At 67.2% G+C, this 12334-nt stretch carries 12 protein-coding genes; 7 read left to right on the top strand and 5 right to left on the bottom strand.

Annotation, left to right across the window (positions count from 1 at the left end; all coding sequences use genetic code 11):
- Positions 1-63 precede the first annotated feature (63 nt).
- From EO174_RS03970 to EO174_RS03950, 5 genes are all read left to right on the top strand, one after another.
- Positions 64-198: an entericidin A/B family lipoprotein gene (locus EO174_RS03970; protein WP_016904515.1), complete on the top strand. Its 135-nt coding sequence runs from the start codon at positions 64-66 to the stop codon at positions 196-198.
- A 238-nt stretch (positions 199-436) separates the two neighbouring features.
- Positions 437-646: a CsbD family protein gene (locus EO174_RS03965; RefSeq protein ID WP_016904514.1), complete on the top strand. Its 210-nt coding sequence runs from the start codon at positions 437-439 to the stop codon at positions 644-646.
- 193 nt (positions 647-839) lie between these two features.
- Positions 840-2129, top strand: a complete 1290-nt coding sequence (locus EO174_RS03960; protein WP_126942408.1) for a tryptophan--tRNA ligase — start codon at positions 840-842, stop codon at positions 2127-2129.
- A gap of 57 nt (positions 2130-2186) precedes the next feature.
- Entirely contained in the window at positions 2187-3131 is a 945-nt protein-coding gene (locus EO174_RS03955; protein WP_126942405.1) for an MBL fold metallo-hydrolase, read from the top strand.
- 318 nt (positions 3132-3449) lie between these two features.
- Positions 3450-5144, top strand: a complete 1695-nt coding sequence (locus tag EO174_RS03950; RefSeq protein WP_164740082.1) for a M28 family metallopeptidase — start codon at positions 3450-3452, stop codon at positions 5142-5144.
- A gap of 124 nt (positions 5145-5268) precedes the next feature.
- On the opposite strand, the gene EO174_RS03945 is transcribed toward EO174_RS03950, so the two are convergent.
- The gene (locus tag EO174_RS03945; protein ID WP_232087887.1) at positions 5269-5652 is read right to left on the bottom strand and encodes a Rap1a/Tai family immunity protein; all 384 of its coding nucleotides are present in this window, start codon (positions 5650-5652) and stop codon (positions 5269-5271) included.
- Positions 5653-5769: 117 nt separating this feature from the next.
- On the opposite strand from EO174_RS03945, the gene yedA reads away from it, so the two are divergent.
- Positions 5770-6666 carry a drug/metabolite exporter YedA gene (gene yedA, locus EO174_RS03940; RefSeq protein WP_126942399.1) on the top strand — a complete coding sequence of 299 codons (897 nt, stop codon included), beginning with the start codon at positions 5770-5772 and terminating at the stop codon, positions 6664-6666.
- Positions 6663-7574: an EamA family transporter RarD gene (gene rarD, locus EO174_RS03935; RefSeq protein WP_104584258.1), complete on the top strand. Its 912-nt coding sequence runs from the start codon at positions 6663-6665 to the stop codon at positions 7572-7574. The genes yedA and rarD overlap by 4 nt, the downstream gene beginning before the upstream one ends.
- A 252-nt stretch (positions 7575-7826) precedes the next feature.
- Here rarD and EO174_RS03930 read toward each other — a convergent pair whose 3' ends face one another.
- From EO174_RS03930 to EO174_RS03915, 4 genes are all read right to left on the bottom strand, one after another.
- Positions 7827-8942 (bottom strand): alpha/beta fold hydrolase, encoded by a 1116-nt coding sequence (locus EO174_RS03930; protein WP_104584260.1) that lies wholly within the window; start codon positions 8940-8942, stop codon positions 7827-7829.
- 191 nt (positions 8943-9133) lie between these two features.
- Complete coding sequence (locus EO174_RS03925; protein ID WP_164740076.1) at positions 9134-10459, bottom strand: ABC transporter permease; 1326 nt, start codon at positions 10457-10459, stop codon at positions 9134-9136.
- A 7-nt stretch (positions 10460-10466) separates the two neighbouring features.
- Complete coding sequence (locus EO174_RS03920) at positions 10467-11627, bottom strand: ABC transporter permease (RefSeq protein ID WP_126942396.1); 1161 nt, start codon at positions 11625-11627, stop codon at positions 10467-10469.
- Between the two features lie 12 nt (positions 11628-11639).
- Positions 11640-12329, bottom strand: a complete 690-nt coding sequence (locus tag EO174_RS03915; protein ID WP_126942393.1) for an ABC transporter ATP-binding protein — start codon at positions 12327-12329, stop codon at positions 11640-11642.
- Between the last annotated feature and the right edge of the window lie 5 nt (positions 12330-12334).

Here is a 12334-nt window from a genome sequence, read left to right as displayed (position 1 = left end):
TGATCGTTGTTTGATTTGATTGATCTGCGGCAAGCCGCCGCTTTACCCACGAAGGAGTCTGTTATGAAGCGTGCAATTGTGCTGCTGGTGCTGTCGGTGTTGTCGGTCGGTATGCTGTCGGGTTGCAACACCGTCGCAGGTGCCGGCAAGGACGTGCAGGGCGCTGGCGAGAAGGTGGAAGACGCTGCGCGCAAGTAATCGAGCGCTGCATGCAGAAAGAACGGGCCGCAAGGCCCGTTTTTTTGTCCGACGTTCTGCGCACGCAGGGCTGCGATGAGGCGTGAGGGCACAGCCGATGCGAACAAGGTGCGCCGCAAGCGCAGGCCACCGTTCAGTGCGGTGAGTACGGGTTTGACGGCTTTTGATCTGCGGCGAACGGGGCCGGGGGCAAGCTGCGCATACGGTCAATCGCGGCCGCATCAGCGGAGTCGACGCAATGAATACTGACATCATTTCCGGCAAGTGGACCCAGCTCAAGGGCAAGGCGCAGGCCAAGTGGGGCGACCTCACTGACGACGATTTCAAGGTGGCCGAAGGCAATGCCGAGTATCTGCAGGGCAAGCTCCAGGAGCGCTATGGCTGGGACCGCGATCGTGCCCAGACCGAGGTGCGCGCTTTCGAGAAGTCGCTGCGCGACGACACCTGACGGTGTCGCTTCACTGCGTCCAGCCACTGCGGTGAGACAGTGGTGACGGTACATTGCACACGACGGGCCGCCTGATGCGGCCCGTTGCGCGTCTGCCGCCGGCGCAGGCGGCAGCAGGCATCCAACGCGGTTGCGTCCATGCCAGGGGCGCGGAACCGCTAAACTTGCGTGCTGACTCCCTGGCCTTACGCAGATGACCACTCGCGTCCTTACCGGCATCACCACCTCCGGCACCCCGCATCTGGGCAATTACGTCGGTGCGATCCGCCCGGCCATCCAGGCCAGTGCGGCGGCCGATGCGGAGAGCTTCTACTTCCTGGCCGACCTGCACAGCCTGATCAAGGCGCAGGACCCGGCGCGGACGCAACGCTCCACGCTGGAGATCGCCGCCAGCTGGCTGGCCTGCGGCCTGGACCCGGAAACGGTGTGGTTCTATCGCCAGTCCGATGTGCCGGAAACCACCGAGTTGCTGTGGTTGCTGACCTGCGTGGCCGGCAAGGGCATCCTCAATCGTGCGCATGCCTACAAGGCGGCGGTAGACAAGAATCGCGCCGACGGCGAGGACGAGGACGCGGGCGTGACCGCCGGCTTGTTCATGTATCCGGTGCTGATGGCCGCAGACATCCTGATCTTCAACGCGCACAAGGTGCCGGTGGGACGCGACCAGATCCAGCATATCGAGATGGCGCGCGATTTCGCCCAGCGCTTCAATCACGTGTATGGCCGCGACTTCTTCACCCTGCCCGAGGCGGTGATCGATGAGCAGGTCTCGACCTTGCCGGGTCTGGATGGCCGCAAGATGAGCAAGAGTTACGGCAACACGATTCCGCTGTTCGCCCCGCGCGAGGAACTGCGCAAGCTGGTGTTCTCCATCCTCACCGATTCGCGCGCACCCGGCCAGGCCAAGGACACGCAGGGGTCGGCGTTGTTCCAGTTGTACCAGGCCTTTGCCACGCCGCAGGAAACGGCCGCCTTTGCGCAGGCCTTTGCCGATGGCATCAGCTGGGGCGATGCCAAGCAGCAGCTGTTCGAGCGGATCGATCAGGAGATCGCACCGCTGCGCACGCGCTATGACGCGTTGATGGCCGAGCCGGGCAAGATCGAGGCGATTCTGCGCGCCGGTGGCGCACGTCTGCGCGCACGCTACGCCACGCCGTTCCTGGCCGAGCTGCGTGCTGCGGTGGGCCTGCGCGACCTGTCCAGCCAGGGCGATGTGGCCGCGCCGGCGGTGGGCGAGAAGAGCGCACCGCCGGTGTTCAAGCAGTACCGCGAGAGCGATGGGCAGTTCTATTTCAAGTTGACCGATGGCGCCGGCGCGTTGCTGCTGCACAGCGATGGCTTCGCCTCGCCACGCGATGCGGGCCAGCTGATTGCGCGGCTGAAACAGGCCGAGCAGGGCAGCGACCTGCAATTGCCGGGCGTGCATGCGCAGGTGGGGGCGGACGTGATCCTGGCGGCGCTGCGCGTGTTGCGCGAGGCGTAACGACATGCGTGGAACCCATGGCTAGACTGGGGCCTCCCGCATAGCCGTGGAGGAGCAATGACAGCGATTGCCGATTCCAGCATCCAGACCATCGATACCGGCTTTGGCGGTGTGCAGTTCGATGCGGCGTACCTGATCGTCGAGGCGCATCGGGGTGCCTTCGTCGATTGCGGCACTTCGCTGTCGGTGCCGCAGATGCTGGCCGCGTTGCAGTCGGCCGGGCTGACGCCTGCGCAGGTGGACTGGCTGATCCTGACCCATGTGCATCTGGATCACGCCGGCGGTGCGGGTGCCTTGCTGCAGCACCTGCCCAATGCGCGGGTACTGGTGCATCCGCGCGGCGCGCCGCACATGATCGATCCGACCCGGCTGATTGCCGGTGCCACGGCGGTGTACGGCGAGGCGGAAATGGCGCGCAGCTACGGCGCGATCGTGCCGGTACCGGCCGAGCGCGTGGTGGAAGCGGCCGACGGACAGACCGTGATGCTGGGCGAGCGCGCGCTGCGCACCATCGAGACGCCCGGCCACGCGCGGCATCATCTGTGCGTGTGGGATGCGCGCAGCCGCAGCTGGTTCACTGGCGACACCTTCGGCCTGTCGTATCGCCAGCTCGACAGCGCGCAAGGCGCCTTCATCCTGCCGACCTCCTCGCCGGTGCAGTTCGAGCCGGAGGCGATGCTGCAGTCGATCGCGCGGCTGATGGAGGCCGCGCCGCAGGCGATGTATCTCACCCATTACGGCCGGGTCGAATCGCCGGCACCACTGGCGCAGGCGCTGGTCGAGCAGATCCATGCGATGACCGCCATCGCGCTGGCGTGCGCGCAGCGCGCCGATCGCCATCGCTGCATGGTGGAGGCGCTGACCGACCTGTATCTGCAGCGCGCCCGCCTGCACGGCTGCCGCCTGGACGATGCGCGCGTGGCGCAGTTGCTGGGTACCGATATCGAACTCAACGCGCAGGGCCTGGCCTGCTGGCTGGACCGCGCGACGCGTACGAATTAGCGCGCCTGGAGCGGGTAACGCCTCACCAGGCGAACGCTGTAGCGAGTCGTAGCCTCGCGTGGCTGCAGTCAAAGGCCGAGTCAGTCGAGCGTGCGGCGCCCTCACCACTTGCGGGGCACGCCGTGAACCCGTCCGTGGAGGTTCGGTAGCGGCATCCATGCCGCCACACGGTCCCGCAACCGGCGAGGACACCGCACCAGACCGTTGCAGGTTGCTTTCTTGAGAATGTGTTGCCTGGCCTGCGGTGGCAGGCGAGAGGTTGCAGGTTGCGTATGCAAGGCAGTGTCTGCTGTCCCGCGGCGGGCGCGCGCTTGTAAACTGTGTGTCATCTATCTGTTGCAAGGCCACGCCGTGAATCCGATGCGCATCCTGTTGTTGTCCGCCTGCCTGTTCGTGGGAGGCGTGGCGCAGGCCGCCAACGATCTGCCCGGTGGCGGCATCGATGCCGAAGCGCTGTCGCGGCATGTGCGCCTGCTGGCATCGGATGAGTTCGAGGGCCGTGCGCCGGCCAGTGCCGGCGAGCAGCGCACGGTCGATTACCTGGTCGAGCAGTTCAAGGCCGGCGGCCTGCAGCCGGGTGGCGAGCAGGGCGGCTGGACCCAGGCGGTGCCCTTGGTACGCGCGCAGGTGGACGGCCCGGTGCGCGCCAGCCTGCGTGTCGGCGGCAAGACCCAGGCGCTGGTCAATGGCAGCGACGTGACCTTGCAGAGCCTGCGTCCGCAGGCCGCGGTGCGCTTGAAGAATGCACCGCTGGTGTTCGTGGGCTACGGCATCAGCGCGCCGGAGCGGCAGTGGGACGACTACAAGGGCGTGGACCTGCGCGGCAAGATCGCGGTGGTGCTGATCAACGATGCCGACTTTGAATCCAGCCAGCCTGGCGCCTTCGATGGCAAGGCGGTGACCTACTACGGCCGCTGGACCTACAAGTACGAAGAGGCCGCGCGTCGCGGTGCCGCCGGCGTGCTGATCGTGCACGAGACCGCACCGGCCGCGTACGGCTGGGCGACGGTGCAGAGTTCGGGCTTGTCGCCGTTGTTCGATATCGAACGCAGCGACGCCGATGCAAAGGCGCAGCACGTACCGGTGCGTGGCTGGATGCAGCAGGCATTGGCGGCGTCGCTGTTCCAGCGCGCCGGGCTGGATTTTGCGCAGGCCAAGCAGCGTGCGCAGCAGCGCGACTTCGCCCCGATGGCATTGGGCGATGCGACGCTGTCGGTGGACTTCAAGCTCAAGCGCGAGCGCGTGGTCACGCACAACGTGGTGGCCAAGCTCACCGGCAGCCAGCATCCGGACGAGACGGTGATCTTCTCCGCGCACTGGGATGCGTTCGGCGTGGGCAAGGCCGATGCCGGCGGCGACACGGTGCGGCGTGGCGCGGTGGACAACGCCACCGGCGTGGCCAGCGTGCTGGAGCTGGCACGCGTGTTCGCCGCCGGCCCCAAGCCGCAGCGCACGCTGTATTTCATCGCATTGACGGCGGAAGAGAAGGGCCTGCTCGGCGCCAATTACTACGCCGCCCATCCGCTGGCGCCGTTGGACAAGACCGTGGCGGTGCTCAACATGGAAATGTTCAGCCCCGATGGCCCCACCCGCGATATCGCCTCGTGGGGACGCGGACGGGTGTCGCTGGAAGGCGATCTGGAAACCGCGGCCAAGGCGCGCGGCCGCAGCTATTCGCCCGACCCGAATCTGGAAGCGGGCTTCTTCTACCGCGCCGACCATTTCGCCTTTGCGCGCATGGGCGTGCCGGCGATCACCGCAGGGCCCGGTCTGGACATGCTCGAAGGCGGCGTGGCGGCCGGCAAGGCGCTGCGCGACAAGTACTTTGCCGATTGCTATCACCAGCCCTGCGACCGCTGGACCCCGCAATGGGACGCCAGCGGCCACGCGGCCGACACCACCCTGGTCTACGACGTGGGCATGGCGCTGGCCAACGGCCGGCAGTGGCCGAGCTGGCAGGACGGTTCGGAGTTCAAGGCGATCCGCGCCAGCAGCGATGCCGCGCGCAAGTAAAGGCCAGCGGTGTTCAAACGCCTGGTGCGTCCAAGCCGGCGCGGCGAGCGATTCGCGCGGCGCATGTGCACCACATCCGGCCATTGCATGGCGGTGCGTCGAGCTGGCTTCTGGCGACCGCCCGCTACTTGCGGCACGGATAGCGCTTGGCCAGCGCCTGTACGATCAATGCGGGTGCGGCCTCGTCCAGGCGCGCATCCGGCAGCGCGCCGATATCGGCGATGATCGCCTGCAGATCCGGCGGGCCGCTTTTGCCGGCCGGCATGCACCAGTGCGTGCGGTAGCTGCTGCTGGCGACGCCGAGCAGGTAGGCGCCGGCGCGGTTTGCCGAGAGCATGACCTTGAGTTCGGTTTGTTCGGGCGCGATTTCCGGCGCCAACGAACCGTCCAGCCCGGCCTCGAGCAGTTTGCGCCCGCTCGGTTCCCAGGGTTCGGGGACACGCGCCGACGCACTGGCCGATAGCACGGTCAGGGCGGCAAAGGTCAACCAGGTGACGTGACGCTGCATGGGCACTCCGAGCCGGGGATCACTGCGCACCATAACGCGGCGGGCGCCTGAGGGCGTAGCCGTTGGCGTAGGCAGGTGATCTAGAATTGAAGCTTCTGCTGCACTTGGCAATCTCCGATGTCCTCTTCACACGATGCTGCTGTGCCTGCGCGCAGCGGCTTGGTCGTTGTCGCTTTGTTGCTGGTCTATGTGGTCTGGGGCTCGACCTATCTGGCGATCCGCTTTGCGCTGGAAGGCGGCGCGCTGCCGCTGACCATGGTGTCCGGGACGCGTTTCATCGTGGCCGGCACGGTGTTGTATGCAGTGTTGCGCTGGCGTGGTGTGGCCGCGCCGACACGTGCGCAGTGGAAGAACGTGGCGATGATGGGCGCGGCCCTGCTGTTGCTGGGCAACGGCATGGTGGTGCTGGCCGAGCGCAGCGTCTCGTCCGGCCTGGCTGCCACCGCGGTGGCGTCGGTGCCGCTATGGATGGCCTTGTTCGGCGCCGTGCGCGGGCAGCACGCCAGCCGTGGCGAATGGCTGGGCATCGTGGTCGGCTTTCTGGGCGTGGTCTGGCTCAATGCCGGCAGCAGCCTGACCGCCTCGCCGGGCGGGCTGGTGTTGCTGCTGATTGCGCCGATCGGCTGGGCATTCGGCTCGGTGTGGTCGCGCGGACGCGACCTGCCGTCGCCATTCATGACCGCCGCCGGGCAGATGCTGTGCGGCGGCGTGTTGCTGGTCGGCACCGGTCTGCTGATTGGCGAACGCCCACAGCGCCTGCCGACCTCGCAGGGGCTGCTGGCGGTGGCCTACCTGTGCGTGTTCGGCTCGATCGTGGCGTTCACCGCCTACGTGTGGCTGCTGCATCACGTGCGCCCGGCGTTGGCCGGCAGCTATGCCTACGTCAACCCGGTGATTGCGGTGGCGTTGGGCGCCTGGCTGGGGCATGAGCGTTTCAGCGCGCACGACATCGGCGCGATGGCGGTGATCCTGTCCGGCGTGCTGGTGGTGACGCTGGCAAAGGCGCGGCGATGACGGTGGTTTCGCCGATCGAGGCACGCCGCGGACTGCTGATCACCGCATCGACCTTCGTGATCTGGGGCCTGGTGCCGCTGTACTGGCATCTGCTCAAGGCGGTGCCGTCGCTGCAGATCATCGCGCACCGCATCGTCTGGAGTGCGTTGCTGGTGGTGGTGTGGTTGCTGGCCACCTCGGGCCTGCGCTGGTGGCGCGCTGTCGCCACGCAGCCGCGCGCGCTGTGGATGCTGGCCGGCAGCAGCGTGGCGATCGCGTTCAATTGGGGCCTGTACATCTGGGCGATCAACGCCGGGCATGTGATCGAGGCCAGCCTGGGCTATTTCATCAATCCGCTGCTGAGCGTGTTGCTGGGCGTGCTGGTGCTGAAGGAACGCCTGCAGCGCATTCAATGGGTGGCGGTGGTGTGCGCGGCGGTGGGCGTGCTGTGGCTGACCCTGGATGCCGGCGCACCGCCGTGGATCGCGCTGGGGCTGGCGCTCTCGTTCGGTGCCTACGGCCTGCTGCGCAAGCTGGTGGCGGTGGATCCGGTGGCCGGGCTGGGCGTGGAAAGCGTGTATCTGTTCGTGCCGGCACTGCTGCTGGCGGGCTGGGGCGAGCAGGGCCACGGCGGTGCCTTCCTGAGCGGCTGGGACCTGCGCACCGATCTGTTGCTGATCTTCGGCGGCGTGCTGACCGCAGTGCCGCTGATCGGGTTTGCGTATGGCGTGCGGCGGATTCCGCTGTCGTTGGTGGGCATCCTGCAGTACATCGCGCCGAGCCTGCAGTTGCTGCTGGGCGTGTGGTTCTTCCACGAGCCGTTCGATCAGGGGCGCGCGATCGGGTTTGCCGCGATCTGGGTCGGGCTGCTACTGTTCGTCGGCGATAGCGTGTGGCGGTCGCGGCGGCCGGCTGTGGCGGTGCCGTGAGCATCGGTGGTGCGCGCTCGGGGTGAGCGCGCAGCGACGGCGTCACGTGGCGGGCAGCAATGCGGTTGCGCGCTCCGTGCAGCCTGCCGCCGGCCACTTCCCGTCTGGATGCAGGGCGCCCAGCAGAGCACTGCGCTCGGTGCCATGCGGGCGCGGTCGCTGCCCGCAATCGGCATGTCCTTCGTATACGCAGGCTGAGAGCGTGCGGTCCGCTCCGGCCTGCCGACCGCGCAAGGTTCTTGTCGGCCGCCCTCAGCCGCGCGGCGCCGATGCCGGTGCCGCCACCGCGAGCGTGGAGGTCGGCAGTGCCTGCGGGGCAGGGCAGTGATTCGGATCCTGCTGCGTCTGCGCCAGCCACTGGTCGATCGGCCCGCCCAGCAGATCCAGTCGCAGCGGCAGGCTCAGATGGGTTTCGCCGGGCAGCTCGACGTAGTGCGCGCGCGGGCTGGCCAGCGCCAGCGCACGTCCATGCGCCACCGGGATGTGCTGATCGGCATCGCCATGCACCAGCAGCACGCAGCTGCGGGTGTCGGCCAGGGCGTGCGCGACATCGACGTGGTCCAGATCCAGCTGCAGCTGGCGGTCGGCGGCGGCGATCACCGCGTCGAGATCCTGGTCGGCATAGCGCCAGCGCGCATACGCGGCCACCGCCTGCCCACGCCAGCCGTTCGGTTGGCTGGCGAGCAGGTGCGGCACCATGTCGCGAATGCCGCGCCCGGCGTTGGCGAAGGATTCCATCGCCACCACGCCTGTCACGCGCGGCCCGAGCTTGTCGGCGGTGAACAGCGCGGTGGCGGCGCCGTAGGAAATGCCGAACAGGTACAGCGGGCCGCGGATCTCGCCGCGCGGCTGCAGCGCATCGAGCACATCGATGACGTCGTCGGATTCGCGCGTGCCGTAGCCGGACGGGCCACCGCCGGAATGGCCGTGGTTGCGCAGGTCGATGGTGATCACCCGGTAGCCGGCCTGGGCCAGTTCCAGCGACCACGGCAGCAGCGAATCGCCATCCATCATCCAGCCGTGCAACAGCACCACGGTGCCGCGGGGCGTCGGCGGGGGGGCGGTGGGCACCTTGAAACTGAAATCCACATCCAGCGCATGCGCCGGATCGTGGCGCTGGCCGAGATAGCGGTAGTGCATGGCGTACTGGCCGGGGTCGATCGCGCGCCAGAAGATCGGCACCTGGTCGCGCGTGACCACATGCCCGCTGCGGTTGGGCACCGTGGCGATGGTGGCGGCAATGCGCTCGGCATCCAGCAATGGCGAAGTGCCGCCGGGCGCAACCAGGCGTTCGCTGAGCGAGGTGGAGGACGAAGAACAGCCGGCCAGCCACAGGCAGGCGCAGGCCAGCAGAATCAGGCGCGTCATGGGCACGATCGATGGATGCAACGGCCGAGCAGCCTAAGGTCCGCCCGCCCGCGCATCTACCGCACTGCAGTGACAAAACGATGACAGCCTGCACTAGGTTCAGCCGCAGCAGCGCACTTGCTCCGCTTTGGCTGTCACGAATCCCCACTCCCGATTCCCGATTCCCGATTCCCGGCGGGCCAAGGCCCGCGCTACACCTCACGCAAGGCCGTCGTGATCGGCAAGCGCGCCGCGCGCAAGGCCGGGAACAGCCCGCCGACCAGGCCAATGCCCAGCGCCCATTTCAGCCCGCTCCACAACAGCTCCGGTGAGACCTTGAACTGGAACACGATCTGGCTGAAGTTGCTGCCCAGCGTGGACACGCTGTAGCCATTGAAGATGGCCCAGGCGATCAAGCCACCGAGCAGGCCGCCCAGCAGCGCCAGCAGCATGGTCTCCAGCATCAGCGCCATGATCACCGGCGTGCCGCGAAAGCCGATCGCGCGCATCGTGGCGATCTCGCGCGCCCGCGTGGCCACTGCCGCATACATGGTGTTGAGCGCGCCGAACACCGCGCCCACCGCCATGATCGCGCCGATCACCGTGCCCAGCACGCTGATCAACCTGTTCAAGCCGCCGCCCTGTTTGCCGTAGTAGGCGCGGGTGGTTTCGACATCCAGTTTGAGCCGCGGGTCGGCCGCCATGGCGGTCTTGAACTGGCTGAAACCGGCCTTGCCGGTGGTGCGTACGCTGATCGACTGATAGGCGCTGCGGTTGTAGGTGGTGGCCAGCGTCTGCGCGTCGGTCCACAGCTCCGAATCGTGCGCATCGCCGGAGGCGAACACGCCGACCACGGTCCATTGCTGGCTGCCGAGGGTGAGCGTCCTGCCCAGCTCCAAGCCACGGAACTGATTCAACGCGCCCTTGCCGACCACGATCTCGCGCAGGCCGGTGGTGAAGCGCCGGCCCTGCACCAGCCTGACCTTGGCGTGCACCGCCCAGGCCTGTTCGCCCACGCCACGTACCTGCGCGTTGACGTCGGTGCCATCGGACTTGGAGGCGATGTTGACCACTTGCGAGAGCTCCGGCGACAGCAGCGGGCGGTCCCTGGCATCGGCGGCGATGCCGGGCAGGCTGCTGATCAGCGGCACCAGCTCGCGCGTGATCACCGAGTTGGTCTCGGCCTGGGAGCCGCCGCGCAACACAATGGCGGTGGTGTCGTCGCCGGTGCTGTTGAGCGTGGCCTGGAAGCCCTGGCCCATCGCCAGCATCGCCACCAGCACCCCGACCACCCCGGCGATGCCGACCACGATCACCGAGCTGGCACCCCAGCGTTGCGGCAGCGTGGCGATGCCGATACGTGCGGCGGCCAGTGACAGCCGGCCGCTGCGTGTGGCCAGCAGCCACACCGCCAGCAACGCTGCGATGACCAGCACGCCGATCCAGGGCAATGCGATCCACACACCCAGCCCAACGGCCAGCGCCACGACCGACAGCAGATTGATGAGACGGTTCTTCCATTTGGTTTGCATCTGCATGCTCCTGTCAGCGGCCGGCGAGGGCATCGACGATCTTCAAGCGCTGCGCGCGTCGCGCCGGCAGCGCACCCACCACGATGCCGATGCCGGCCATCAGGCCCAGCCCGACCAACCAGGTCTGCAGCGGCACGCTCTGCACCGGCATCACCCCGCCGCTGCGCGCGGCCACCAGCGGGATCACCAACGCTGCCAGGCCCATGCCAATCAGCCCGCCCAGCCCGATCAACAGCACCGATTCGACCATCACCAGACTCAACACCGTGCGGTCCTGAAAGCCCAGCGTCTTGAGCGTGGCCAGTTCCGGAATGCGCTCGCGCACCGCCTGCGCCATGGTGTTGCCGGTCAGCAGCAGCAAGGTGAAGAACACCGCGGCCATGATCGAGGTGACGATCAGGCCGATATCGGCGAACTGCTTGATGAAGGCCTGCTGGAACGCCGACTCGGTCTGTGACTTGGTTTCGTGATCGGAGTTGGCCGACAACGCATCGATGGCCTGCGCCACGCGCGAGGCCTGGTCGGCGTTGGCCAGCGTCACCGTGTACCAGCTGACCTTGCTCTTGATGTAGTCGTTGGACTCGTCGAAGTACTTCCAGTTCATCATCAACTGGCGCTCCTGGTTGGCCGCCACCGCGCGGTCTTTCATGCGGAAGATGCCGACCAGTTGCAGCGGCCAGTCGTTGCTGCCGCCACGCGGAAAGATGGTGGCCTGCAGCGGAATGGTGTCGCCGATCTTCCAGCCATTGGCCTTGGCCAGGGTCTCGCCGACGATGGCGCCGGTACGCGTGGTCTGGAATGCCTTCAGCTGCTCCCTGGGCAACTCGTACTCGCTGTAGACGTCGAAGAAATTCGGCGCCACCGAAAAGTTCGGGAAGAAGTTCTTCGGGTCGCGGTAGATCCCGCCGAACCACATCGCCGAGGTCACATCGCGCACGCCCGGCACGCTGCGGATCTGCGGCTCCAGGCTGATCGGCAGCGACTGGGTGATCGACAGGCGCGAGGCCACCACCAGGCGGTTCACGCCGCTGACACTGCCGCCGGCGGTGAAGGCCACGCGCACCGAGTCGAGCATGCCGAACAGCAGGAATGCCGCCACCACCGACAGCAAGGTCAACAAGGTGCGCGTCTTGCTGCGGAACAACTGCGCCCACACCAGCGAGAGATACTTCATGGCATCACTCCGTTAGAGCGCAAGCGGCGCGTCGGCCAGCTCGCCCTTGTCCAGATGGATGGTATGGGTGGCGTACTCGGCGGCCTTGGGGTCGTGGGTCACCATCACGATGGTCTTGCCGTGTTCGCGATTGAGTTCCTGCAGCAGGCGCAGGATCTCCTCGGCGTTATGGCGATCCAGGTCGCCGGTGGGTTCGTCGCAGATCAGGAACGTGGGATCGGACACGATTGCGCGTGCAATCGCCACGCGTTGCTGCTGGCCGCCGGACAGTTCGCTGGGCTTGTGGTTGCGGCGTTCCTGCAGGCCGACCAGGGTCAGGGCGATTTCCGCATTGCGCTTGCGTTGCGCGGCGTTGAGCGCGGTGAGCAGCAACGGCAGCTCCACATTCTTTTGCGCGGTGAGCATCGGCATCAGGTTGTAGAACTGGAACACGAAGCCGACATGGTGGCTGCGCCAGGTCGCGAGCTGGCCGCCGCTCATGCGGTCGATGCGCTCGCCCTGGATCTCGATCTCGCCACCGCTGGGGTTGTCCAGCCCGCCGATCAGGTTGAGCAAGGTGGTCTTGCCCGAGCCGGACGGACCCATCAACGCGACGAAGTCGCCGCTGGCGATGTCCAGGTCGATGCCGTGCAGCACCTGCACCTGCTCGGGGCCGCGTTGGTAGGTCTTGGTGATGTTGCGCAAGCTGACGAGAGCGGTCATGGCGA

It is taken from the genome of Xanthomonas sp. BRIP62418 (assembly GCF_003993495.1).
GTDB lineage: Bacteria > Pseudomonadota > Gammaproteobacteria > Xanthomonadales > Xanthomonadaceae > Xanthomonas > Xanthomonas euroxanthea.
The sequence above is the reverse complement of the archived record's forward strand: the minus strand, read 5'-3'. Positions and strand labels throughout refer to the sequence as shown.

Coding starts and splice junctions, on each gene's coding strand:
- EO174_RS03960 (WP_126942408.1), top strand. CDS start 840: ATGACCACTCGCGTCCTTACCGGCATCACCACCTCCGGCACCCCGCAT.
- EO174_RS03915 (WP_126942393.1), bottom strand. CDS start 12,329: ATGACCGCTCTCGTCAGCTTGCGCAACATCACCAAGACCTACCAACGC.
- EO174_RS03965 (WP_016904514.1), top strand. CDS start 437: ATGAATACTGACATCATTTCCGGCAAGTGGACCCAGCTCAAGGGCAAG.
- EO174_RS03925 (WP_164740076.1), bottom strand. CDS start 10,459: ATGCAGATGCAAACCAAATGGAAGAACCGTCTCATCAATCTGCTGTCG.
- yedA (WP_126942399.1), top strand. CDS start 5,770: ATGTCCTCTTCACACGATGCTGCTGTGCCTGCGCGCAGCGGCTTGGTC.
- EO174_RS03970 (WP_016904515.1), top strand. CDS start 64: ATGAAGCGTGCAATTGTGCTGCTGGTGCTGTCGGTGTTGTCGGTCGGT.
- EO174_RS03930 (WP_104584260.1), bottom strand. CDS start 8,942: ATGACGCGCCTGATTCTGCTGGCCTGCGCCTGCCTGTGGCTGGCCGGC.
- EO174_RS03955 (WP_126942405.1), top strand. CDS start 2,187: ATGACAGCGATTGCCGATTCCAGCATCCAGACCATCGATACCGGCTTT.
- rarD (WP_104584258.1), top strand. CDS start 6,663: ATGACGGTGGTTTCGCCGATCGAGGCACGCCGCGGACTGCTGATCACC.
- EO174_RS03945 (WP_232087887.1), bottom strand. CDS start 5,652: ATGCAGCGTCACGTCACCTGGTTGACCTTTGCCGCCCTGACCGTGCTA.
- EO174_RS03920 (WP_126942396.1), bottom strand. CDS start 11,627: ATGAAGTATCTCTCGCTGGTGTGGGCGCAGTTGTTCCGCAGCAAGACG.